At 44.8% G+C, this 25932-nt stretch carries 18 protein-coding genes; 7 read left to right on the top strand and 11 right to left on the bottom strand.

Features of this window, described 5'->3' with window-relative positions:
- The 3 genes from IQ270_RS03630 to IQ270_RS03620 all read right to left on the bottom strand — a co-directional run.
- Window positions 1–347 (bottom strand): calcium-binding protein (locus IQ270_RS03630; RefSeq protein ID WP_305076206.1); only part of this gene is annotated, 347 nt, incomplete at its 3' end.
- A gap of 291 nt (window positions 348–638) precedes the next feature.
- A complete protein-coding gene (locus IQ270_RS03625) occupies window positions 639–6026 on the bottom strand; it encodes an ATP-binding sensor histidine kinase (protein ID WP_193971895.1) in 5388 nt (1795 codons plus the stop codon).
- Between the two features lie 166 nt (window positions 6027–6192).
- Window positions 6193–7179 (bottom strand): AEC family transporter, encoded by a 987-nt coding sequence (locus IQ270_RS03620; RefSeq protein ID WP_193971894.1) that lies wholly within the window; start codon window positions 7177–7179, stop codon window positions 6193–6195.
- A 362-nt stretch (window positions 7180–7541) separates the two neighbouring features.
- Here IQ270_RS03620 and IQ270_RS03615 point away from each other — a divergent pair, with 362 nt between their 5' ends.
- Together IQ270_RS03615 and IQ270_RS03610 are read left to right on the top strand one after the other, a co-directional pair.
- On the top strand, window positions 7542–10073 hold the full coding sequence (locus IQ270_RS03615; RefSeq protein ID WP_193971893.1) for a vWA domain-containing protein: 2532 nt from the start codon (window positions 7542–7544) through the stop codon (window positions 10071–10073).
- Window positions 10074–10167: 94 nt separating this feature from the next.
- Complete coding sequence (locus IQ270_RS03610) at window positions 10168–10512, top strand: hypothetical protein (RefSeq protein ID WP_193971892.1); 345 nt, start codon at window positions 10168–10170, stop codon at window positions 10510–10512.
- 191 nt (window positions 10513–10703) lie between these two features.
- On the opposite strand, the gene IQ270_RS03605 is transcribed toward IQ270_RS03610, so the two are convergent.
- A complete protein-coding gene (locus IQ270_RS03605) occupies window positions 10704–11996 on the bottom strand; it encodes a ribonuclease D (RefSeq protein ID WP_193971891.1) in 1293 nt (430 codons plus the stop codon).
- A gap of 217 nt (window positions 11997–12213) precedes the next feature.
- Between IQ270_RS03605 and IQ270_RS03600 the strand changes: the two genes are divergently transcribed.
- The gene (locus tag IQ270_RS03600) at window positions 12214–13095 is read left to right on the top strand and encodes a Uma2 family endonuclease (protein WP_193971890.1); all 882 of its coding nucleotides are present in this window, start codon (window positions 12214–12216) and stop codon (window positions 13093–13095) included.
- 287 nt (window positions 13096–13382) lie between these two features.
- Here IQ270_RS03600 and IQ270_RS03595 read toward each other — a convergent pair whose 3' ends face one another.
- Window positions 13383–14039 (bottom strand): Uma2 family endonuclease, encoded by a 657-nt coding sequence (locus IQ270_RS03595; RefSeq protein ID WP_339384254.1) that lies wholly within the window; start codon window positions 14037–14039, stop codon window positions 13383–13385.
- A 185-nt stretch (window positions 14040–14224) separates the two neighbouring features.
- A complete protein-coding gene (gyrA, locus tag IQ270_RS03590; RefSeq protein ID WP_193971889.1) occupies window positions 14225–16942 on the bottom strand; it encodes a DNA gyrase subunit A in 2718 nt (905 codons plus the stop codon).
- A gap of 138 nt (window positions 16943–17080) precedes the next feature.
- On the opposite strand from gyrA, the gene IQ270_RS03585 reads away from it, so the two are divergent.
- Both IQ270_RS03585 and IQ270_RS03580 read left to right on the top strand, forming a co-directional pair.
- Window positions 17081–17371, top strand: coding sequence for a hypothetical protein (locus tag IQ270_RS03585; RefSeq protein WP_193971888.1), 291 nt, complete (start codon window positions 17081–17083; stop codon window positions 17369–17371).
- Between the two features lie 100 nt (window positions 17372–17471).
- A complete protein-coding gene (locus IQ270_RS03580; protein WP_193971887.1) occupies window positions 17472–18395 on the top strand; it encodes a histone deacetylase in 924 nt (307 codons plus the stop codon).
- A 41-nt stretch (window positions 18396–18436) separates the two neighbouring features.
- Here IQ270_RS03580 and IQ270_RS03575 read toward each other — a convergent pair whose 3' ends face one another.
- Window positions 18437–18595 carry a hypothetical protein gene (locus tag IQ270_RS03575; RefSeq protein ID WP_193971886.1) on the bottom strand — a complete coding sequence of 53 codons (159 nt, stop codon included), beginning with the start codon at window positions 18593–18595 and terminating at the stop codon, window positions 18437–18439.
- 193 nt (window positions 18596–18788) lie between these two features.
- Here IQ270_RS03575 and IQ270_RS03570 point away from each other — a divergent pair, with 193 nt between their 5' ends.
- Together IQ270_RS03570 and IQ270_RS03565 are read left to right on the top strand one after the other, a co-directional pair.
- Entirely contained in the window at window positions 18789–18977 is a 189-nt protein-coding gene (locus tag IQ270_RS03570; protein ID WP_193971885.1) for a hypothetical protein, read from the top strand.
- A 493-nt stretch (window positions 18978–19470) separates the two neighbouring features.
- Entirely contained in the window at window positions 19471–20493 is a 1023-nt protein-coding gene (locus tag IQ270_RS03565; RefSeq protein ID WP_193971896.1) for an ATP-binding cassette domain-containing protein, read from the top strand.
- Window positions 20494–20780: 287 nt separating this feature from the next.
- Here the strand turns inward: IQ270_RS03565 and IQ270_RS03560 are convergent, their stop codons facing one another.
- The 4 genes from IQ270_RS03560 to IQ270_RS03545 all read right to left on the bottom strand — a co-directional run bounded on the left by IQ270_RS03560 (window position 20781) and on the right by IQ270_RS03545 (window position 25599).
- Window positions 20781–21398 carry a Uma2 family endonuclease gene (locus IQ270_RS03560; protein WP_193971884.1) on the bottom strand — a complete coding sequence of 206 codons (618 nt, stop codon included), beginning with the start codon at window positions 21396–21398 and terminating at the stop codon, window positions 20781–20783.
- Window positions 21399–21525: 127 nt separating this feature from the next.
- Complete coding sequence (locus tag IQ270_RS03555) at window positions 21526–22203, bottom strand: hypothetical protein (protein ID WP_228056049.1); 678 nt, start codon at window positions 22201–22203, stop codon at window positions 21526–21528.
- 893 nt (window positions 22204–23096) lie between these two features.
- Window positions 23097–23441, bottom strand: a complete 345-nt coding sequence (locus tag IQ270_RS03550) for a hypothetical protein (RefSeq protein WP_228056048.1) — start codon at window positions 23439–23441, stop codon at window positions 23097–23099.
- 661 nt (window positions 23442–24102) lie between these two features.
- Complete coding sequence (locus IQ270_RS03545; RefSeq protein WP_193971882.1) at window positions 24103–25599, bottom strand: glycosyl hydrolase family 57; 1497 nt, start codon at window positions 25597–25599, stop codon at window positions 24103–24105.
- Between the last annotated feature and the right edge of the window lie 333 nt (window positions 25600–25932).

Raw genomic sequence — 25932 nt, 5'->3', positions numbered from 1 at the left:
CCGTCGCCCCTAACCAAGTCGTCCCCCGCGTCTCCGAATACGGTGTCTGACCCGTCGTTGCCTTCGAGGATGTCGTTGCCCAAACCGCCGCGAATCGAGTCGTCGCCGTTGCCGCCTAAAGCAAAATCGCGACCTTGGTTGCCAATGAGTTCGTCATTTCCTTCGCCCCCAAACAGCGAATCTCCTCCGTCGCCTCCCAGAAGCTGGTCGTTGCCTGCGTCGCCTTCTAGGGTGTCGTCTCCTCCGGCACCCAGGAGCGTGTCATCGCCATCTAAAGCGCGAATTCGATCGCCCTGCGGAGTTCCTAGAATAAAGTCGTTGCTGTCTGTGCCGATCAGGTTTGCCATAGGGGATACACCGCTCCTCAATAAAATTAATTGTTTTAAATTATGTCAATCGCCTGCGTGACAAGGCATTGCTGCTTGCCTACGTTAGCATAGTTGAGATTTTGTCAATTTGCTGGAGGGGCGCGGGAAATTTTCCCAGTGTCTGGAGTGGCAGCAAATAGGTTCGATCGTTCGGACTAAAGTCCAATCGCAAAGCAGAAGAGTTGAAAACCGCTATCATCACTTTTCTGACGAATGTTCGCTCGGGGGGGGACGCGATCGCACTTCTGACTAATCACCAATCACCAATGACTAATGACTTTCTTCGCTAACAGGTAACACGATCGCAAACACAGTCCCCTCGCCAGAGGCAGAATCAACTGTAATTTTTCCGCCATGTTTTTCCTCAATAATTTGACGCGCAATTGCCAATCCTAATCCCGTCCCTTTACCTACAGCCTTCGTTGTAAATAAGTGGTCGAAGATGCGAGATTTAACATCTTCTGATATTCCTTTACCAGTGTCGGCGAGATCAATTTTTACTTGTTCGCCTTCCACTCTCGTCCGAATTATAATCCGATTGGGATTGGCTGCAATTTCGCCAAATTTCCTGTCTGTATTTGATTCATCCAACGCATCGATCGCATTCGCCAGAATATTCATAAATACCTGATTGAGCTGTCCGGGAAAACACTGGATTTTCGGTAAATCTCCATACTCAGTGACTACTTCAATGGTGGGACGTTTTTCGTTAGCTTTGAGGCGATGTTTGAGGATAAGAATTGTGCTGTCAATCCCTTCGTGAATATTGAAAGAAACTTTGTAATCTTTGTCCGCACGGGAGAATGTTCTTAAACTGGTGCTGATGTTTTTCAGGCGATCGCAAGCCATGACCATTGAATTGAGAGACTTAGGAAAATCTTCTAAACTATAATCCAGGTCAATCTCTTCTGCATGATCGAGAATTTCTTCTCCGGGATTAGGAAGAGCGTCTTGATACAATTTTAAGTGTTCGATCAGATCGGCGACAGTCGGTTTAGATTGTTCGAGGCTGGCTGAAATAAAACCCAGAGGATTGTTCATCTCGTGAGCAACTCCCGCCACTAAGTTACCCAATGCCGACATTTTTTCGCTCTGCACAATTTGTAATTGAGCTTGTTGTAAATCAAGCAAAGCTTGTTGAGATTGTTGATAAAGCCGTGCATTTTCTAGGGAGATGGCGGCTTGGGAGGAAAGGAGTTTGATCAGTTGTAGGCGAGCCCTCGTGAATACCCCGCTAGTAAGTTGATTTTCCAGATAGAGAATCCCCACCAAATGACCCTGATTGATAATCGGCGTGCAACATACGCTTTGAGGTTGATGGGCGAGCATATAGTCCCCAATCAGTCCAGAAATTTCGGGTTTTAGGCGATCGATGATAACGGTTTTTTGAGTATTTTTGACATATTGAATAATCTTCCTCGGCACATCTTGACAAGTATCTAAGGGTTGGGAATCAAGAACAGTTTGGATCTCTTCAGAGTTGGTCTGATAATTGACAGAAGTCATTGCTCTGACTTGCCAATTCCCATCTTGCAGGAGAATCAGAGCCGATTTTTTCGCCCCAGAGTTTTCTAAGAGAATGCGGGTGAGGCTAGTCATCAATTCATCGAGTTCAATACTACTAGAAATGGCCCCGGCAGCTTTGAGGATGGAGGCGAAATCTAGGGCATCGGAAATCTTGCTACTGCTGCTGTGAGTAGATGTCGAAATTGATGTATGGGCAATGGTGGCGATCGTTTCTAGGGGATTTAGGTTGAGTAGTCGCTGTTGCAGAATGGGTTGGAGTAGTTGGGGATAGCGTTTTTCTAGGTCGTCGGTTTTGGCTTGTGCACCCCAGCGCGCATAACCGTAGTAGGCTTCAGTCATATAGACTTGAGCAATTTTTTCTTTGCCCCAATGAAGGTAGAATTTAGCGGCGAGTTCGTTGGCTAATGCTTCTTCTTGAATATAGCCGTTTTCTTTGGCTCCAGAAATGGCGCGATCGTACAAATCGATCGCCTCAATTTTATTTTCCAAAACGCGACATTTTTCTGCTTCAACCAAGTCATATTTGTGTTGAAAGTTCATCGGCGCGTGGTAAGCGCGATGGTGCAGTTTGGTCTGGTTTTCAGAAACGCGATCGAGGACTGCCGTTTTGTCTGTCACCTCCGAAAAGTCAACCAAGGCTGTCAGAGAATCATAGAAGTAAAAAATGGGTGTGCTAATCTGACCTGCGCCGGCGGCTAAGGTTTGGCGTGCTGCCACCACATCTTGTTTTGCCTCAACCATTTCGTTGAGCAAATAGGAAGCTGTCAGCCGATAAACCCAATACATATGTAATCCGGTTAAATCATTAGAAGTAGTTAAGGTATGATGCAACTCCTTTTGGGCAGTCAGCATAGCCTCATTTCGAGTCGCTTGTAATCGCCGGATAGTTTGCAAAATAGTAAAAATGTAGTTTGAGTTCGTGACGATGTTTAGCTTCAGAAGTGTGGCGAGATAAATTTCTATTTCTGCCCGCAGTGTCGTTAATTCTTTGCCAACAGCATAGGAAAATTGACAATGATTGGAAGCACTGTAGCCAGTAGATTCAAAATCACCCACTTCTAGCCCAATTTTGAATGCTTCTGTCAGTAGAGGCAAACTATTTTTAAAGTGGGATTTATGGTGAAAAATCAAAGCTCCGACAACCATATTCACCTTTGCCTGAACAGGTGGCACTTTAAACTTCTCCGCCAGTTTCAATCCTAGCTGACCAAATTCATAGGCTGCATCGAAGTCTTCTAAAACACCGCTTAATAAAACAGCATACGCACTGTAGCCAAAAGCAGAGAGGGCTGTATTACCTACTTGCATCGATAGTTTGATTTGAGCTAAAACGACAAAGGGAAACAGTAAGGGGGCAGAATTATAAGAGGCTGGCGTAATACTCGACAGTAACTGTATACTTGCCAAAGATATCGCGTCTGTCATCAAAGGCAAATCAAGTAAATCATGGGCAGTTCTGCCATTGAGTAATATAGCCACTTCTTGCATGGCTGGGACAATATCTGCGGGTGTTGGTTGTTGGGGTAGATGAATATTGAGTTGCTCTAGGGCGTTTCGTGCGATCGCGATCGCCTCTGAAAACTGACCCTGATTGCTATGGGCTTGAATCTGGATTTCATAGGTTTTAACCAGGTCAAGAGGAGCCAGTTTTTGAGCTAAGATCGCGCTCACACACTGCTCCATTTGAGCAAAATCACCACAGAGATAAGCCGCTGATGCTGCACCTTCATGCAATGCCAGCATCAGGCTGGTTTGGTTCTGCCAGCCACCCAGATCGTCTAGAAGAGCTAGACCTGTCCTGCAATACTTCAGGGCGGGTTCGTAGGCATTAGCTGCTTTGGCTTTGCTTCCAGCAATTAAATTGAGTCGGGCGAGATTGGTTGTTTCCAGTGGATCGACTAGAAGTGCGATCGCGCTATTCCAGTGGTTGACAATCTCAAAAATATTGGCTTCTAGTTCTGCATCTGGGGTATTTTGTCGCAGCAAGCGAGCAATTGTTAAATGAGTTGACTGTTGTCGATCTTGTGGAATCAGAGAATAAGCGGCTTGTTGGACGCGATCGTGCAAAAAACGATATTTGGGATTGACCGTATTTTGCATATCCGATTTCTCTCTCCCCTGAAAGAACTTATAGATTTGGCTCGTGGGGAGAATCAAACCTTCTTGTAAAGCTTTCCACAAGGCCGTTGCTGCATCGGTTTGAGACTGCTCAGAAACGATCGCCAAGGTATTCAAATCAAACTGATTGCCCACACAAGCCGCTAACTTCAGCACCTGTTGCGTTGTGGCTGGCAATTTCTGCAATTGCGTTGCCATAAACTCCACCACATCATCGGTGAGAGACAGCGCGTTCACTTGAGCGATATCACATTCCCAATAGCGTTGAACTTGATCGAAGGTAATTTGTCCATCGTCATGCAGCGCTTTGAGAAACTGCGTTGTGAAAAAAGGATTGCCTTGGGTTTTGCGATCCACTAATTCAGTCAAAGGTTGAGCCAACTGTGCATCACAGTTCAATGTATCTGCAACCAATTGATTTGTATCTGCCAAACTCAATGGTTGCAACGTAATAGTATTCACTCTTGCACCAGTTTTGACCATTTCATCCACTGTCAATATAAATGGGTGAGCCGGGAATACTTCATTATCTCGATAAGCACCCAACACCAATAAATGCCCTGTATCCTGCATCAACAGTTGCAATAATTTCAGCGATGCCAAATCTGCCCACTGCAAGTCATCCAAAAATATCACTAAAGGATGTTCTCGGCTGGTAAATATTTGCACGAATTTCTGCATCAGCAGATTGAATCGATTTTGGGCCGCACTGCCTGATAACTCTTGAGCAGGGAGTTGAGTACCGATTATATTTTCTAATTCGGGAATTACCTCAATCAAGACTTGTCCATTGTCTCCAACTGCTGACAGAATTTTGGTTTTCCAAGTTTGCAGTTGCGCGTCTGATTCTGATAGTATTTGTGCGAGCAAATCTCGGAAGGCTTGGACAAATGCACTCAAGGGAATGTTGCGCTGGAATTGATCGTATTTGCCTTTGATGAAATAGCCGCGCTGTCGCACAATGGGTTTGTGGACTTCGTTCACTACTGCGGTTTTGCCGATGCCGGAGAAACCCGCTACTAACATCATTTCTGTTGCGCCTTTGCTGACTCTTTCAAATGCTTGGAGTAGGGTTGATACTTCGGCCTCTCGTCCGTATAGTTTCTCTGGTATGATGAAGCGATCGCACAAATCTCTCTGACCTATTTCAAAACCTTCTATTCTACCATTTTGTTGTATTTGACTCAAACATAATTCTAAGTCAAATTTCAGCCCCAAAGCACTCTGATAGCGGCTTTCAGCATTTTTTGCCATCAACTTGCTGACAATCTCCGAGAGTACAGGCGCAATTTTTGGATTGATTTGATGCAGCGATGGCGGTTGTTTGGCAATATGAGAGTGTACCAATTCCATCGCATCGTTGGATTGAAACGGCAATTCTCCCGCCAGCAATTCATAAAAAGTCACACCCAAAGAGTAAAAATCAGTGCGGTAGTCAATGCCGCGATTCATCCTGCCCGTTTGTTCGGGTGACAAGTAGCCGAGTGTCCCTTCGAGTACGTTAGGATTCATCAGGGTTTGAGTTTCCCTAGGCAGCAAAGATGCAATACTAAAGTCAATTAGTTTGACTTGTTTGGTTTGGGGATTAATCAGAATATTGACTGGTTTAATGTCTTTGTGAATGATGCGGTGGCGGCCAAGTATGTCTAATGTACTGCTGATGTCGATCGCCATTTGCAAAAATTCGCTTAAATTCGGCGCAGTTTCCCCTTGTTGAGTCCATTCCTTCAGAGAGATTCCCCCGAAATCTTCCATTACCAGCGCATAGCTGTTTTGGTAAGCTTTTAAGCTGTATGTTTCGATGATTCCTGGTAAATTGAGGTTTTTGGCAATGGTATATTGATTGCGAAACTGCATGAGTTCACTGAAGCTGGGATATTCGCTGTGCAGGACTTTGATGGCGACTGGCTGTTTGTCGCTAGTACGGAAACCTCGATAAACTAGGGTGCGAGTGCCTGAGTAAATGCGATCGATAATTTCATAACCTGTCAATGTAAAATTTTGAGTTGTCATACTTTTATTATCTGCCTAATCCGTAGACTATTTGTAGCTTAGCAGAAGGAAATTGAATTTCCAACTCCAGTGATTATCAAGTAAAATGAACATGACATAGATCGCTGAATAATTGTGATTCATGTCACTGAAATAACGCAGTTCTTAAACTAATCACATTCTATATTCATGAAAAACTAAATAGCAGCATCCAGATGGGAATAGTGAATAATAGACTAAGGCAGCCGATGCCGATCGCAGTTACGGCTAATTCGCGATCGAGATTAAAAACTTCAGCCAGCAAAGTAGTACCAAAAGCCGGAGGCATTGCCATTTGCAGCACCAGCGAAAGCCGCGGCGCGCCCGCAATGCCAACAAACGTTAAACCCGCGCCAATTACCAAAGGAATCAACAGCATTTTAATCGCCAGACAACTCAAAACTTGTTTGAGATTGTGCAAAGAATTCAACTTGCTCAACTGCATCCCGATCGCAATCAAAGATAAACTAATTACAGCCCAAGCACCAGTTGTTAGCAATGCTTCGATTTGTGTCGGCAGCGGCCAATTGCGCGAGACAAATCCCACAGCCAGAGCCCACAGTGCCGGATTCTGCAAAATTGCCCGCAGGGGAGTTAACCAATGCTGATGCCGATCGCTGTTACCGCAGCCAGAGGCGATCGCAATTCCGAGTATATTGATTGCCATTCCAGTGCCCAGCAAGTCATAAAACAACGACCAAGCAAAGTGTTCCGATCCCAATAAAGACAAGCTGACGGGAATGCCTAAAAAACCAGTATTGCCAAACATCGCCGCTAATAAAAAACTGCCTCGATTCGGCAAACTCCAGGCAGTTGTGTGTTCCGAGGTATTTTTTGCGAGCCGGTTAAGAGTCTTGAAACGTCCAGCGCTGACTAAATATATCAAAAGCCAAGCGAGTCCCCCACCTGCTACAATTGCCGTCCAAGCTGTCAGCGGTGCTATCAAAATAGTACCAGACAAATTGGCGCGGCGGATGAAAGCAACAATGCTCAACGGTGTGCCAAAAAAGAACAAAAACTTAGCTAAATATGTAGCACAGCTTCTCGGTAGCAGGCTGCCAAAAATGAATCCGATTGCTACCCATCCGATCAGATTTAGATAAAGTTTGAGCAGCGGATTGTCTAAATTAAGCATTATTGATTAAATATTTTAGGACTGGCGCAAAAAGTGGTTTGACGCGCTACTCATAGCGGTGAGGTACGCAGTGCATTAGTGTGAACAATTGCCTAAAATCCTTGATAAATCTCGTTTATAGCTTAGTCTAGATCCCCCTAAATCCCTCTTAAAAAGGGGGACTTTGAGTGCTTCCGGTTCCCCCCTTCTTAAGGGGGGATCGAGGCCCTAATCGTCAGACAGTAGAGCGATCGCACTTTCCCTACAATAACTAAGTATTAATGCTTATTTAGCCTACCAGATAATTTTCCACACAGGCCTTGACACCCACAAAATGCCGTGTCAAGATAGTATTGACGAATAAGTCAACACAGGTGAAAAGTATGGCACGGCACTTCAAACAATCATCTCAGATCAAAAGTTCCAGCAGCCAAGCAGCCTCGAATAATCGCACCAAATTTACGCTCTACAATTTTGCCGGAAACGAAAAAGCATTCTATTTAGTCGATCGCACAAATCTCGAAAGAAAGCCCGGGGATATCCCCGAAAAATCCGTCGCCCACAGCATCATCATTATCGATCGCTCCGGCTCAATGTATTATGACTTAAAGCCGCTGAAAGAAACCCTAGTCAAGCTTTTGACCTTAGACGAATACAACAATTACCAGCTAATAATCAGCTTAATTTCCTATGCTGACAATCGGGATGTAATTTCTCACTTCCAGCGAATTCCGATTCAAGAAGTGATGAAGTTTGACTCTCAATACATCAAAGAAATTCAAAAAATAAACACCGCTGGCTGTACCTGCATATCGCAGTCGATGGAACTAGCTAAATCTCTGGTGAAAGCGGGAGAAGTGACAGCAATTAATTTGCACACAGACGGTTATGCCAATGACCCCAGTGCTAATTCCGAATCTGCAAAACTAGCAGAAATTTGCGAAGAACTCAAAGACATGGATGTGTTTGCAAATACCATATCCTATGGCTGTGCTGACTTCAAATTGCTCTCCAAAATTGCCAACACCTTATCGGGAAATTGCATCCGCGCTGGCGAAGTCAAAATGGTTTATGATGCTCTTTATGAAAGTACAAAACTGTTAGGCGGTTCCGTTGCGCCACCGCTGGAAGAACCGTTAATCAAGGAATACGATTATCAAGTTTTTGTTTCCAAAACTGGCAGGAAAATCAGCGGTTCATCGAGTACGCTGAAAATCTGCGGGCTGAAAGCAGACGATGCAGGATTGTTTTACAAGTATCAGCAAGTCACCAAAGAAGAGTATGATAAACTAGATATTCCGGTTGCTCAAACTGATGACTCGGTGTTTGCTTTTGCCAAAGCTAACCTTGCTGATGGCAATTTAAATACGGCGAAGTACGCGCTGGCGAGTACCTTCGACGCGACTTTGACGGAAAAACACGCTAAAGCCTTGACAAATGCTCAAATAGCCGAGTTTACGGAGGATTTGGAACAAGCTGTGTTTGCGCCTGATGTGTTGCAAAATCATCAAATTGGCGATCGGGTAAAAGTCAGCGACAAAATTTCCCTGCTGGAGCTAGTCAAGATATTAGAGGAAAACAGCAACAGCATCATCATCAACTTGAAACACTTGCAAGAAAACTATCAGCGCAAAGGTTTAAAACGAATTGAAGGAAAGCGCGACGAAAACGGCAACCTTGTCAAGCCTTGGCTGAAAACAGAATTTTTAGATGGTGGCGAATACGTGCGGATGGGTTCATTTGCAATCAATCAAAATACTGCTACCATCAATATGCTGATTACCAGGAAAGTTAAACTGGTAAAAGTTGAGGATGGAAGTGCGATCGCAGAAGTGGCAGGAATTCTGGTGACAGACCTCAATACTTTCAACAACTATAGCATTGTCAGCGACGGCGAAGTTAATATCAAGTCGCTGCGAACCAAAATCAGCAGCAAACCCGTGTTTGACTTGCTCAACAAATGCGGTGTCCTCCAACAAGACGGCTTGCCTGCGGGAGATTTTGACTTCCATTCGGAGTATGATATTAACTTAGAAAGTTTGCCGCTAGTGCCTTTTGACGGACGTTACAGCAGCCTTGACGGAGTGTTTGAGGAACTCGCCAACATTAAAATTCTCTCCAGCATCCTCTCGGCTCATTTGAAAGAAGAATCCGAGAGTTATACGGCTCAACAGTTGGAAGAGTTGAAACAGCACTATCTGTCGAAAAGCCTTTACCTCAACTTTCCGACGACGACGGAATATACGGAATTGAAAAGTGCGATCGCCAACGGTGAAGTAGATTCGCGAGTCAGCTACAAAATCGACATCGGCAGCAAAAACATCCTCAACTTCGGCAAATTCCACTCAGCCAACAAATTTCTCGATCGCCTTTACGAAGTTTACCACAAAAACACTGGCGAAAAACTAGCAAAACCCACCTTTGACATCACCTTAGATGAGCCTGTTGTCTTCGCGCACAAAACGCTGTCATCCCGCACCAAAATCACCAAAGTTGACGACTTGATGAAACTGATTTTCGATGACTTTTTGGGGTTGGAGGATAACGGAATTGTTAGCGCTACTTTAGCCAAAGTTGGCGCAGACAGTTTGCTGCGCCTTTTGCAAGCAAAATGGCAGGGAGAAGATGTCAATCGAAACGAGTTTGTCGCTGCTTTAACCCGTGCAAACGAGCGACTAGAAACCTACGCCGAAAAAGTGTACGCTGAGAAAGTTTCGCCGCTAGTTTTCTACATCGGTTCAACCGGACTTATTCCCGATGAAATGGAGGCAAAAGCGGCGACTGCGGATGAACTTAGCTCTAAGTATGGCAACTTACAATTTTCTAAAGATGAGCAAGAGGGGATGTTTTTTGAAGTGGGCGACTGCATTATTAGCGTGTATGCTAAGAATGAGTATTTCACCGTAGGAAAGTAGGAATTAGGGTGGGCATTTGCCCACCTTGCTCAAATATGGTAGATTGAAATCAACTGTAAAATATAGTATATGGTAATATTACAAGGCAAAAAATATGGATACACCACCACTGCCACAACCCCAACTCGATCGCACACCGATCGCTTTCGATCAATACGCAGCCTACACACCCGAAAAACTAGAACTATGGGATGGTTTCTATAACTATGGAGGGCAAGACTTGACAGGTTTTTATCTTGCAGTATTGGCAAATATGGGGTTACGCAAAGCTGTGCGCCATGTACCGCTTTCACTATGGCTACAGGCAATTCAAGAGTTAGCTTTGCAAAATCCTAAACTCAACTTTGATACTGAGATTGGGGAAGCTATGCTGAACCGCTTGAATCGAGGATTGGAAGATTTGCAAGCAGTTGCGGAGTATTTGGAAGAACAAGGTTAATTGCGGTACAAACAGCAAAAATGAAACGCGATTTAACTGGTTCCCAGGCTCCTGCCCGGGCACCCAGAGCAAGAGGCTCTGCCTCGCTTGGGAAAAAGGAGGCAGAGCCTCCGGATATGCGTTACCAGGCCTGAGCCTGGTAACGAGTAATAACATCTTGTAGGGGCGGTGCCCCCGTGCCCGCCCTCCACTCAAAACGGAATTTCCTCATCTTCATCTTCCACAGTCCTAGCCGTCATCCGCCAACTGGTAATATAATCAATTTTCACATCAATTTTGTTAATCGCATCCCCTAACTGCTTTTGGATGTATTGAGTCAGCGTCACCATAAAATCTAATTCAACTCCCGCAGACTGCGCCAGTTTAGCCAACCTAGCAAAATCCACCTTCAAAATCGAAGAACTAGATAACTTAAACTCAGGAGTATTGCTCTTATTTTGCACCAACATTGCTTTTTTGATCCGCTCTTTCAGATGCTCAACTTCCGAATCCAACAACTTCCATTCCGGCAAAATTTCTTTGTACCTTTTCCCCAATGCTGTGAAATCCTCAGTCTCCGGTTGCGGCGCAATTTTCTTAGTAGATTTCCGCCGCTGCTGTAGGTTGGAATTCAACCGCCAACTAGCAATATCCTCAACTTGCAAAGATGGATCGGCGATGAGTTTTCCTAACTGTTTTTGAATTTCTTTAGTCAGCGTCACCGGAAAATTTAACTCAATTCCCTCAGTTTGTGTCAGCCTCGCTAGCGTCATAAAATCAACTTTCATCGTGATCGAACTGGAAAGCTGAAAATAAGAACTATCTTTGAGATTTTGCGCCAGCATCCCCGCTTTAAATCGTTCTTTAACTTCAGCAATTTCTGCATCTAGGGGCTTCCACTGAGATTCTATTTCCTGATATTTTTCGCCCAATGCTGTCAAGTTTTCTGTGGCGGGATCTGGGTAACACTCTTCCAGGATTTCTCGCAAGCGGCTGTGTACTCTAGCTAAATAAACCGCGTCCATCTTGGCATATTCTAGCTGCTTCTGCGTCAGGGGACGCTTGGCCCAATCGCCGCTTTGTTCTGTTTTATCTACATAAGCAATGCCGCAAAGTGTTTCGATTAATGTTTTGAGTTGTCGGTTGGGTAATGGCAGAATGTAAGCTGGAATCTGTCTCGACATTTGCAACGTGCAAGTGACATTTTGGGCATCGTCATTGCCCAGAAATCTGATGTCATAGCTGGCGCTGTGGAAGACTTTTTCAATATTTTGGTTTACCATGATTTGGCTGATGAAATTTTTTGCCAATTCAGGTTTATCTAATACATCTAGTAAAAACGTGGCATCTCCCGTCCCATCTGTGGAGTCTGCTAATACTTGAATTAGAGATAATCGGGGGTTGGATTTATAGTCTGCTATTTCTGTGTCAACCCACAGGATTTTAGCTTTGGAAATTTTAGCGATGAGTGCTTTGATGTCGTTCGCTGCTGTTAAATAAGGCATTTTTACAGACTTTTGCTATTAACTTTTTGATTCTATTATGCTATAGCAATTATCGGATCGATTGTCAAGTATTTGTCTGCTTTTAGTCGCTATAGCGAGAGTGCAGTCACTACCCTACAAGTTGTTAACAGTTGACACAACATACCCAGATTGAGATAAAATGATCGCAGGACGATCGCTCAATCTGAATTTTGATTAAACCCCAGCCAAATCAGCCATGTCTGAGCAGATAACTCTTGACCCAAGTCAATACCCCGATACGACACAACTCGTACAAGAAGACGATACTCCCTTGGATAGTTTCATTAACGAAAAACAACAGCGACTGCTTACGGAAGTTCTCTCTGGATATGAGTTAAATGATGGTATTCCTTTCATTGTCGCAGCCAATGTGGGTATCTTCCGTACTGTTCGGCATCCGGCGATTGTTCCTGATATATTCCTCAGTTTAAATGTGACTGTTGCGGATAGTTGGGATAGGCGAGATGTTCGTTCCTATTTACTCTGGGAATTTGGCAAACCTCCCGAAATTGCGATCGAAATTGTTTCTCCGACTCCGGGGAATGAATTGGGTAGCAAATTTACTGATTATGCCCTAATGGGTGTAATGTATTATGTTGTTTACGATCCTCTTGGTGAATTGAGCGATCGCCCTTTACAGATGTTTCAACTACAAGGAGGGCGTTACGTACCGAAAATCGATACTTGGTTTCCCTTAGTCGATTTAGGTTTAACCCTCTGGCGTGGTGTCTTTGAAAGTGTCAATGATACTTGGTTAAGATGGTGCGATGCTGAGGGTAATGTTATTCCTACTGTGGAGGAATTAGCCTCCAGACTATCTCAAACTCAGTCACAGTTAACTGAATCTGAGGTACAGTTATCTCAAACTCAATTACAATTAACTGAGGCTCAAAATCAGACAAAACAAGCTTTACTGCAAGGAATTCAGTTAGGTTTACAGCTTAAGTTTGGCAGTTCCGGATTAGAGATTTTTGGAGAAATTTCTGCCATTGACAATCTGAATTTACTGCAAACTATAACTTCTAGGTTGTTAACAGTTGAGGGTTTAGAAGACTTACGACAAATTTATTTGTCATAACTTACCCAAAACATCTCATGAAATATCCTGACTCACGACTTATGCAGTAAACCTTAAGAAAGTGGGTTTTTATACCAGAAACGATCGCAATAAGCTGTCGCGCAAATAAACATTGCATATTCAGGGCCCGCTCTCCTGCCCACCCCAGTCATTGTTTGGTTGTTTTTTACATAAAATTTAAATGCCGCAACAGCTTAACGATACTTTTTTCTATAAAAACTCGGTTGAGGCATGATTGGGTAGAAAACTGCGAAAGGTCGATTCACGGGATAGCTAAGTCGATCGCACTATTGAGGATTCCCGCGAACTTCCTCTAAGAACCAGTTGCCTACTTCTGTATTGTCCGTCTGGCGACTGCGGCGCAAACCTTCCTCTAACAAAGCAACTTTTAACCCTGGCAAAATTTGAGATTCTGTCAGACGTTCGCTTCCCCGGTTAGCAGTAATTTTAAAAGCAATAACTTGGGCTTTCTGTACGTCTACCACCCAATATTCAGACACTCCTAATTCTTCATAAATCATTCTTTTTGTGCCCAAATCGTCAACAAGAGAACTGTCGGCAATTTCAATTGCTAAATCTGGGGAAACTGCGCTATCCAAATTCACTACCGAACTGCCACGAGATGCCATTTGTACCCGGTCTCCGATGTAGTAAGAAGCATCAGGTTGAGCGCCTCTGACACCTGTTTTGGCGTAGCTACAGTTGACCAGCAGTCTCATTTTTATACCTTTAGCAATGCCAAATAAATTGATTAAAATAACGATAATTCCGTTGTCATCAGCATGATCTGGCCCGACTGCTGCCATTTCAATCCTCAACTGTCCGTTGTAGTAGTAGCATTTTGCGCGATCGTACTCCGGCTGTTTAATGATTTCTATATATTTATCCCAAGTCGCTGTAACCCAGGTATCAGTTAGTAATTTGGTTTGGAGTTGACTCATCATTACCTCACCGGAAAAAATCTTTGACTTTTGAGCGAAAACTTTTGAGTAGGGGCGATCGCATTTTAGCTTGATTCTTTAGTCGGCGTCCGGCGGACATCGTTTGTATAGACGCGGTTTCAACCGCCGATCGCACTTTTACCCTTCAGCAGTAAGGTGCACCGCAGCGCACCCTACAAACTATTAACCTATGACTCCTCTGTCGCTTCCTCAGATGCCGCTTCTTCGATCGATTCTTCACCGACTGGCGGCACTAACGCCACAGCTACGATCGAATCATCCTCATCCAACCGCTGCACCCGCACGCCCGTTGCAGTGCGCGATTGGGTGGAAATTGCACTCACAGCCTGACGGATAATAATACCTCGGTTGGTAATAATCATCAACTCATCGCTGTCGTTGACAATTCGCAGCGCAGCCACATAATCTTTAGCCTTTTTCGACTTGAATTTAGTAGCCGTCAATCCCTTGCCAGCGCGTCTTTGCAGGCGGAATTGAGAAACTGGAACCCGCTTGCCATAGCCGTTGCTAGTGATTACCAATACCGATGGAACTTCGCTGCTAACTGCGGCAATTTCTTCGGCATCTTCGCCTTCAATTTCCTCAGCTTGCAGTTCTAATCCTTCCTCTTCCAATTCCACATCTTCAGCTTCTAATTCAGCAATTTCTGCTCCTTCAAATTCCAATTCTCCCGTTTCTAGCAGAGCAATTTCTGCTCCTTCAAATTCCAATTCTCCCGTTACCAGTTCAGCAATTTCGGCAATAATTGAACTCGGCAAAATGTCCATGCTAATCAGCTCGTCGCCCGATCGCAATTTCATGGATTTTACACCTCGAGTCGCGCGGCCGACCGGGCGCAACTGTTCGTGATTTGTGCGGAAATGAATCGCCATACCTTGGCGCGTGCCGATGATGATGCTGTCACCAACTTTTGCTCTCCGCACCCAGCGCAGTTGGTCGCCTTCTTCTAGAGAAATCGCGATCAAACCGTTAGTGCGGATGTTGCCAAAAGCTGAAAGTGCGGTTTTCTTGATATAGCCGCCGCGAGTTAGCATCACCAAGTATTCTTCGCTGGTAAATTCTGTGACTGACACCATAGAAGTGATTTTTTCTTCTATAGGAATCGGCAGCAGTTGCACCACGGGAGTGCCGCGCGCTGTCCGCGAACAGACGGGAATTTGATAAGCTTTGACACAGTAAACTACGCCTCTGTCGCTGAAGAACAAAACGCTATCGTGATCGCAACAAGAAAGGAAATGTTCTACTCCGTCGTCTTCCTTCATTTTCGCGCCTGCTTTGCCACGAGTAGCGCGGCTTTGGGCCTCGAAAGTGCTGACAGGCATCCGCTTGATGTAGCCTTGCTCTGTGATCAGAATAATTGCTTGTTCGTTGGCAATTAAATCTCTTTCATCGATTTCTCCTTCGGCGTGTTCGATGACGCTGCGTCTAGGAGTAGCGATTTTGGTTTGGATTTCGACTGCTTCAAATTCAGCGATTTCTAAGATGCGTTCCCGGCGCGCTAAGATATCTTCCAAATCGGCAATTTTAGCTCGCAGTTCTTCGTGTTCTTGCTGAATTTTTTGCGCTTCTAAGGCGGTCAATCGCCGGAGCTGCATTTGCAAAATTGCATCAGATTGCTGTTCTGAAAGACCGTAATTATCCATCAATTGCTGTTTCGCTGCGGCGGAGTCGGCAGCGGCGCGAATCAAGTGAATAATTGCGTCTAAGTTGTCTAAGGCAATTAATAAGCCTTGCAGGAGGTGGTCGCGTTCTTCTGCTTTGCGGAGTTCGTATTGAGTCCGGCGAGTAATTGTCTCAATTCGGAAGTCTAGGAAGACATTCAGGAATTGGGAGAGCGTCAGTAGTTGGGGTTCCCCGTTTACTAGCGCTAACATATTGGCTCCAAAGTTTGATTGGAGCGGTGTTTGTTTGTAGAGGTTGTTGAGGACGACGCGGGGATAGGCATCGCGTTTGAGTTCGATCACGATCCGCATTCCGTCTCTATCGCTTTCGTCGCGAATGTCGGAAATTCCATCTAATCTTTTGTCGTTTACCAGTTCCGCAATTTTCTCAATTAACGCTGCTTTGTTTGTTTGGTAAGGCAGTTCGGTGATAATAATTGCTTCTTTGTCGGGGCGGCCGGCGTGTTCGATGGTTTCAATGCCGGCGACTCCGCGCATGGTAATCGAACCGCGCCCGGTGGTGTAAGCATCGCGAATGCCACCTCTCCCCAGAATTTGTCCTCCGGTGGGAAAGTCCGGGCCGGGAATGTACTGCATCAATTCCAGGTCGGTAATGCCTGGATTGTGGATTAGCGCTACCAAACCGTCAATTATTTCGCCCAAGTTGTGCGGCGGAATGTTGGTTGCCATTCCCACGGCAATCCCGGAGGAACCGTTGAGCAAAATTTGGGGGATGCGTGCGGGGAGCACGAGGGGTTCTTGCTGGGAACCGTCGAAGTTGTCGCCGAAATCTACTGTTTCCGAGTCGATGTCGCGCAGCATGGAATCGCTAGTCAAAGCTGTGAGACGGCATTCGGTGTACCGCATGGCAGCGGGCGGGTCGTTGTCAACTGAACCGAAGTTGCCGTGGCCGTTGATCAGGCGTTCCCGCATGGAGAAATCTTGAGCCATCCGCACTAGGGCATCGTAAACCGCTGTATCTCCGTGCGGGTGATACTTGCCGAGCACCTCCCCGACGACGCGGGCGCATTTGCGGAATGGTCGATCGGGAGTCAAGCCCAATTCGTTCATGGCGTAGAGAATGCGTCGGTGAACCGGCTTGAGACCGTCCCTGGCATCTGGTAGCGCCCGACCGACTATGACGCTCATGGCGTATTCCAAGTACGATCGAGACATCTCACCACCCAGATCCGTCGGGATTATCCGCGACTCAGAGATACTCATAGGTTGAAAAACTCCGTTAAAACTTTAAATTTGACCGCTATAAATCTCAAAAATGCGATAAAATCGATTTGGATTCAGTAGAGCTGCCAAATATTGCAAATTACTCCTAAAATTATATCACAATTTGCCTTTGACTTTATGGGAAAGTGGCCAGAAAGATTCAGGGACGAAACGAGGACAATTGATGATTTGGTAGTTGGTGATTTAGTCATCAATTTGCCGAAACTAGAAAGGTTTTTTGATGCGGTCTGGTTTGATGCTTTGGTGATTTATTTTGAGGGTTCGATAAAAATTTTAAAGCAAGCATCGATCGGGCAAGGTTTAATGCGTGTTCTTCAAGAGAGCGCACGGGTTAGGTCGGCTTTGGGTTCTATGGAAGTGCTGGGAATCAAACAAAAAAAAATACAAAAATCAGATGCTTCTAATTAAAAGGGTTCCCAGAACGCAATGAAAATTTCAAAAAGCTTTCTGCCGAATAGAAGCAAACAGACAATTCTTCAATCTAAAACCTAAAAACTAAAATCTGCCGATGCTACCTGTCATCTACTCCCCCGATTTCTTGCTGCACAAGACTGGAATGCTTCACCCAGAGCGACCAGAACGTTTAACGGCGATCGCCAATGCTCTGAAAGCTGCTCCGATCGCCGATCGCATTGAGTGGCAACTGCCTACGCCAGTGGCGGAGCGCGAACCGGAACTGATCGCGGCGATCAAAAAAGTTCACGCGCCAAGATACATCAAAGAAGTCGAACATTTGGCTCGTCGGGGAGGCGGCTACCTCGACGGCGATACGCCGATTTCTGCAGAAAGTTACGATGTAGCGCTGCTGGCGGCGAGTGCTTGGCTCGATGGGGTCGATCGAGTGCTCGCAGGAAACGCACCAGCTTTTGTGCTGGCCAGGCCGCCGGGACACCACGCTGAGAGCGACCGCGCCATGGGATTTTGCTTGTTTTCCAATGCTGCGATCGCCGCTCACTACGCCCTGGAACAGCCGGGAATCAACCGCGTAGCCGTCCTCGACTGGGACGTGCACCACGGTAACGGCACTCAGTCCTTGGTGGAAAACTACCGACAAATTGCCTACTGTTCCCTGCACCAATCTCCCTGCTATCCGGGAACGGGAGACTCAGACGAGCGCGGCACCTACGACAACGTGCTGAACATTCCGCTGTATCCGGGCGGCGGCATAGCTGAATACCTGAACGCCTTTGAATCTCTTGTGGTACCGTTTTTGTCAAATTTTCAACCGGATTTGTTGATTGTCAGCGCAGGTTACGACGCTAATGCGTCGGATCCGCTGGCGAGCATGACTCTGGTGCCGTCAGATTTCGGTACTTTTACCGGATATTGCTTGCAAATCACCCGCCGCATTGCTTTTGGTTTGGAGGGGGGTTACGCCCTGAAAGAGTTGGCTGAGTCGGTGGTGGCAACTATTGACCGATGCCTCAATTAGCTGGATAATTGGCAAGCGAGGCAAACGAGGAGGAAAACGGATTAGTAAGGGATTGAGAGCAATGGCGGGCGATCGGCTCCCCTGAGATTGGTCGATCGCCCGATCGCCCGATCGCCCGATCGCCCCTCTCCCGTCTCCCCTCTTCCTTCTCCCCTCTTCCTTCTTCCTTCTTCCTTCTTCCTTCTTCCTTCTTCCTTCAAAATCAGTGACGGGGATCACAAATTAAAAAGATCCGAGTCACTGGGCGTCAAAGTCTCAGTCACAGACTTTTAGCGCAAAAATCACACGGTGTAAATGTTTTCGATCGCCTAAATTGGCGCTCCCGGAAAGCATAATATAAATACAAGGATCGTGTGAAAATTTTATTTATCTCAATCAATTAGGAGGTTTATCATGTCAGTTTCCCAAATGACACTCGAAGAATTATTTGGCCAGGTCATGTTCTCCAGCGTCGTGACTCGCCACGACCGGAGACAGCTCAGATACGCGCTCTTAGAAAGAACGCTGAATGAAGATGAGTATGCCATCATCAACCGACTGCTGTACAACGTGCGCCGCGGTTGGGTAAAAATTATCGATTAAAGCCGTGCCAGCCAACTCCCGCTCAGGAGTTAAAAGTAGAACTTGCCACTAGGGGAAGTTTTTCGCGTTTCATAGTGGGATAGACAGTTTTAGGTATTTGAGAGCGGTGTTAAATCATGAAAATCGCGATCGACATGAGCCTATACGTAGAGATAATTATAAAATAACAGGTTTCGGGTGCATATCTAGTTGTTGGTCAAAAATAGTGAGTTTTGAGTCGATCGCCCAAAAGTTAGAGTGACCTCAAAACTCATTATTTTTGCCAAAAAATCAATCGTATAAAAATAAACAAAACGCGGTATCCGATAAACAGGCCCCGGATTGAGCCTTGGTTGAGGGCGGGTACGAGATGATTGGTTTTAGGCTGTAGATGGTTAGCCTAACCCGCCAGTACAAGTTAAATTTACAAGGAATTGGCATTGGTCGATCGACCATTATGCAATTTAAGCGCAGAAGTGTCAAAATATTAACAACCAGTTCATCCCCAAAATATATGGCTCCCGCCGTTTTAATTGAAAATCTTCAGAAACGCTACGGCACTGTAGAAGCCGTTAAAGATGTTTCCTTCAAGGTAGAACCGGGGGAAATATTTGGTTTGCTAGGCCCCAACGGTGCTGGTAAAACCACTACCCTGCGGGTACTTTGTACTTTAACATCGCCAGACAGCGGACGCATTGAAGTGTCTGGCATTTCTGCAGTCAGCCAGCCGAGAATTGCCAGACAAAGACTCGGCTACGTCGCTCAAGAAGTGGCTCTCGATAAGGTGCTGACGGGGCGGGAACTTTTGCAACTGCAATCCGCCCTTTACCATTTACCCCGCAATACAATTAAAGGGCGGATTGACGAAATGGTGAAACTCCTCGGTTTGGAGGAGTGGGAAAATAAAAAGACGGGTACGTATTCTGGCGGTATCCGCAAGCGCTTGGATTTGGCGGCTGGATTGCTGCACCAGCCGGATGTTTTGGTGTTAGACGAACCGACTGTCGGGCTCGATATTGAAAGTCGGGTGGTGGTGTGGGATTTCCTGCGGCGCTTGCGGGAGGAAGGTACTACGGTTTTGATTACGAGTCACTATCTCGAAGAGGTGGATGCTTTGGCCGATCGGGTGGCGATTATTGACAAGGGTACAGTAATTGCACAGGGCACGCCGGAGGAGTTGAAAAATCGGGTTGGGGGCGATCGGGTGACTCTGCGGATTCGGGAGTTTTCGCCACTGGAAGAAGCCCAAAAAGCCAAAACTCTGATGCAATCTCTGCCTTTTGTGCAGGAAGTAATTGTCAACAGCGCCCAAGGAAATTCTCTCAATTTAGTAGTAACACCGCAAAGCGACGCGCTGGTGACAATTCAGCAAGCTTTGAAAGATGCGGGATTGCCTACTTTTGGGATTGCTCAATCTCGGCCGAGTTTGGATGATGTGTATTTGGCGGCGACTGGTAAGACGCTGTTGGATGCGGAGTTGGCTGCTGCTAGCAACCGCGATTTGAAGGCGGAACAAAAACAGGCGATGCGATCGTAGTAGGTGTAGGGTGCGTCGCTATGAAAAATCCCAAAGAAAGATCGACAATCTCACAGCGACGCACCGGTGCACACACTCTTTCAGGAAACAAACACAACACTCATGATAGCATTTCGGCGGTTGAAACCGCATTTACACCAACGAAGTCTGCCTTCGCAGACAAGCGAGATAAACGGAGATATTTAAGAAATTAGGAGACGGCAGTGCCGTGTCCCTACAATATTATTTTGGGGTAGGGACACGGCATTGCCGTCTCCTCTATTACTTCGGTGCAACCGGATTTAATATCATACATCTAACACTTGCTCTGCTGTCAGCGCTAATTCTGGGAAAGTTCGGGATATAATTCTCTCAGTTCCTCGGAAAGCAGCCATTTGATAAACCCCATTTTCATCAAGCAGGTAAACAAAAACAGTCGGTTCTTTCGGGTTTCCCAGATAGTTTCTGCTACCCAAAGCTAAATAATCGACAATCCAATATTCAGAAATTCCCAGCCTCTGATATTCATCCAGCTTGTCGATATAATCATCTTCCCAATTTGTTGAGACAACTTCTACAACTAATTGTGGGGGTTCAGTTAGGGCTGAATAAGCGAAAGGAGCTGAGTCCCAGAGAGTTTTATCTACTACCGTAACATCAGGATGGCGGCCTTGTTCTTTACCATTTGGAGTTAACGTCCTCACCACAATTCTACCAGATATTTTGTAATTCAGGTTGAGCAGTTTTACTTCTTCATGAAACGTATTCTGAATAAAATCAGCTACATTTTCGTGCAGTCTGATTGTTGGTAAGATTTTGACAATTTCTCCATTAACAAGTTCATAGCGTCCGTCTTCATCGGGAAGTTGCTTGATGAATAGATCGAAGGTGAGCATTTGTTTAGGTTGGGTAGGAGTTGCGCTCATATTTGGCTCTCATTTAGGTAGATATTTAATACAAAATCCTGGTTAAATATCCCTTATTTATTAGTCCGCGAAGGCGGAATTCGTTTGTGTAGTAGCGGTTTCAACCGCCAATTAATCAAGGTGGTATCTATTCTGCAACCATTTTAACATACTGTTTTAACACAGGTGGAATCGTGAAAACCGTTTCAGCTTCACCGCTCAATTTTGCAATTATTCCCCGTCTGTCTAAAGATTGAATTGCTTTAAATAATTCGCGTTCTGACCCTTGAGATTTCGCCATCAATTGGGTAAGCAAAACAGGTTCACTTTCATTGCTGATTAGGGCGATCGCCTGTTTTTCTATTTCCGACAACCGCTGATAGTGCTGCTGCAATATTGGTGTCAATTCATCGCTTAAAAATACTGGTTGATAGCTTAAATATTGAGAAACTCTACCGCCAAATAAGTTGTTAATGGTTTGAGCGACTAATTTTAACCACAGGGGATTACCGTGATAAATCTCAATCAATTCTGGCCATAATTCTTCATCTAATAAACCTTTTTGTCTCAGAATTTCTGTGGCGGCTTCACCTAAACCGATTAACTGTAATAAACTTACTGCTGAATTATCGTCGGTGAAGGTGAGAATGTCTGAGGGAGGTTCCCAACTATTGAGAATTAAGCAGCTATTGTGGGGGATTTCGCCGATGAGTTTAAATAGGGTTCCGTAGTTTTCATATTCGGGTTTATAATTTCCTGCAAGTTGCCCGCTGCTGAGAATTTGCTGCACGTCATCAAGTACGATCAGACAGCGATTGTCTCGCAAATATTCGATTAAGATTGATAACTGAACATCGGTGTTGGCGGGGAAAACCCCCAGGGTAAACGCATCTAATTTCTAAACTCCCATATATAGTGTTTGAGTATCCGCTCAATAAGTTGCGGTAAGCATTAATTTTTCGGAATTGTAGAATTTTAATTTAATTGTACAAATATCTTAATTTAGATACAAAAATCTCGCATTTGCTGGCTGCTAAATCTTGATCTAAATAATGTATTATCAATCATGAAGTCAAGGATATTACAGTCTTTTTGGAACAGTCACAATTAACAGTGGGGTGACACTTAATAAAGGAATCAAGTTCCGATAATTCAAAAATGTATGTTTTCTTTTCTGAAGGTGAGTAATACTTCTGTTTCCGGAATAACACGTTATCTGTTTTCAGTAAAATGTCTTGAACTATTACCTCTTCATAACCCTTGAATTCTGAATCGAATGGTAGTTCTGCCTGGGGATACTCGATGATTTTTTCTCTGTCAACTTTGACCAGAGCATTTTTACTACTTTTAATATGTTTTTTTGGTGTTTTTCGCTGTTTCTCGGATGAGTAGTTTTCTTTTGACTTTTTCGGCCCATTAGCTTTAACCTCTGGTTTGCCCTGTTCTCCTTTGGGCCGATTATTTTCGTCTTTTAATCTTTGATTTTCTGACCGTAATTCTTTGGTTTCTGCTTATAATTGTTCTATGAGGTTCAGCAATATGGACACAGTACGACGCAATGATTCGTCTGCAATGTCAGATGGATCAATGCTTTGCAGTAAGGTTTCTACTAATTTTTGAGGAGATGATTCTTGTGTCATGAATCATATTCTACCATGCTGTGCCTAGATTGTGAACCTTCTTTTTTTGCTGTTACCCCGATTTATTGAGCGGATACTTCTACTTGTAATATCCCAACACAGGTTCACAATCATTCTTCTTCGGCGCAGGAGTCGGCCAAGTACGGGTAGATGAGGACCAACAATTGTCTGGCATACTCTGCCGTCTGGTGGGTAGATAACCGTAAGTTAAATTCAGCTTTGGACGAGGAGGTAAGCGTTCTTGAATAGCAAGTTCTTTCTGGGTCGCTTGCACAAACTCTGACTTCAGTTCAATCGTGCGATGAGACCCAACTGTGCGATCGCAACTAATACAAAACTGATTGCCAGTAAGCTTTTGAGGCTGAGGACAGTGAAATTTATTGCAGTAATGTTTTTCGCCACGGCGTGTTTGCAAGTAGTTCATAACGATGCCTTTCATTTCCTGATTAATGAGTTGACAGACAGACAACAACCTCAATCCTGACTTGATTATTCTTGGCTTGGACGGTCTTTGAGTATTTTAATTACAGGCAGTATAGCCAGGGCTAACAAAGTTCCTCCTGTTGTAATGCTGTTGACCCTACTGTGATTTCCAGTAATTCATAATCTCTTTTTTACCCCCGATCGATGAATGAAGAGATTGACCGCGATGCCACAAGCTTAAACAGTAATAAATTGATTTACAAGTATTATAAAAACAACTATCATAAAATATTTATTAAAAATCTTATGTTATGTATATCAAAAATTAGGCTTAAAGTAAGTTAACAAAACCTTGCAATTAGACACATAATTTAGCGATTTCTAATCAGCGATTAGAAAAAAGAACAGACAACAACCTAAATTAATATTTTGCTACTATTTACAAAACGCGCTTGTGCAGGGGCTTTGCGTAAATTCTGCAATGCTCTTAATGCTGTAGGCTAAATTTGAGGGTGCGGAATCGAGGTCTACGTAAAATGCTAGACAATCTCAGCGAATGTAGGGTTAATATCAAATTTGGCTGTACTGGAATTATTGGTTGGTAAAATTTGGTAAACTTCGCAGTTGCGGGTTTTTCGCCACACCGCAACTGCGAACTTTTCCTACTTCATTAAAGCAGCGCCGCGGTTGTAAAGTTCCCGCGCATAATCAGTCCAAGTTCCCTGTCCCCAATAGCGGAAACAACTTGTTTGCACCAACAGGTTGTAAAGCAAAGCTTGTTGGTATTCAAACTGCTTGGTAACGGCGGCATCTTGCTGCAACAGCCGATCGTACTTTTGGTGAAATGCAGCGCTGAGTAGATTCATCGGTTCCAAGACATTTTCGTAGCCTTTCACCCAACTCAAATCGTTAGTCCAAGAGGCACCGTCCATGTGAAAATTGTGGTCTGTTTGCTTGAGTTGGACGATCGCACTTTCGACCTTTTCCGGCGTCGCAGTATCTGGATCGACTAACTGCCAAATTTTGTGCTGGTTGATTCCCTGACAAATCGGATAATCATCAGGATTAACACCCGCGGCCTCAATTATCTCCAAATATTCAGTGCCGTTTAAACCGACAACACCGGATTTTCCGCCGCCTTGTTCGCGGTTTTCGTGCCAAGCTTTCATAAAGGCGCTGGGAAATTCATTCATCATCACGCCGCCATTTTCGCCGTCGGCAATTTGAGTGACTAAAGAAGGAACTGTGACACTGCCAATTTGCTGTTTGTTGCGTCCTTTTGCTTCGTAATACGGCTGCATTTGTCCGACCAACTTTGTATCGGAACCTTGGGTTTTAATCAAAGCTGTAATGCTGATGGTTTCGCCGCGAGAATTGCGGGCTTGCAAACGGTTGGGAATGTATTTTTGGTCTTGAGACAATCCCGAACCGTCGAGATTTTCTACAGAATGTTCCTGCACCATCAGCCAGCGGTAGCCGCATTCTTTCAAAGCTTTGATGTATTCGTAAAGGGTGTCTGGGTGATTGGGAAAGTGCATTTCTGGGGGCGAAAAACCTTTGACGCGCTTCAGGGCATCTATGCCAAAAATGGCTGCAAAATGATGTTGCCACGCTTGTATTTGGAGTTTGATGTCGGGAATGGGGGTTGAGGGAATGACGGCGTGACTCCACATTGTCCCCAGCCATTCTACGTGAGGTTGGTATTGTGGATCGCAGGTAATGCGCTTGAGATTGTCGAAGACATCATCGCGTCCCATTTGGCGCAATCCCCACAATAAATTGCCCGAATAGTCGAGCATAATTCGCGGGTTGCAGCCTTCGGCAATTAGTTGGGGAATGAATTCGCCCATGCGGGAATAGCACCAAGCAAAGACTCCGGCGTTGTGATTGTCTCCTTGGTTTGGATTTTCAAACATATTCTGCAGATTGCAGATTAGTTCGCCGTTTGCACCGGCTGGAATTGTGGGTTGGTGCATATGCAGGGCGCAGGCAAATCCGGCTTGAATGTTTTCGAGGCGCAGATTTGTGTTAGGTAAAAAGACTGGTTCGTTGCTGTTCGTAGCAGCACTGATTTCTGCTTCGGAACCGCAAATGTTGGGCAATCCTGAGTTGATTTCGTTTAAAACGGGTAGGTTGGGAGATTGGGCGATCGCAGGCATAAGACTTTCCTCAGTAATTGTGGATCTGTACTGTCTGCTATTGCTATAATAGCTGTAAAATTTAATCTTAGCAGAATATGCCTGCCAAAGATAAGTTTATTAATTACCGATACGCACTTTTGGGTGCAAGAGCCTAAAAGAGTTTTATTCGTTGCAGGGTTTCAAATACTTACAGGGAGTTTTTTATCAGAGCGTTTATTTGAGTAAATTTAGGTAAGATAAGGAGGAAGAAACATCGCACACAAATTGGCAGTCATGAAAGTGTCTGAGATTCTTAAAAGTAAAAAAGGTAGTATAAAACAAGCGCAACTTCCGGTAACTTCGCCAAGTTGA

This window comes from Microcoleus sp. LEGE 07076, from assembly GCF_015207455.1.
Taxonomy (GTDB): domain Bacteria; phylum Cyanobacteriota; class Cyanobacteriia; order Cyanobacteriales; family Microcoleaceae; genus Microcoleus.
Note: the sequence above shows the minus strand (reverse complement) of the source record. Positions and strands in the feature narration are given on the sequence as shown.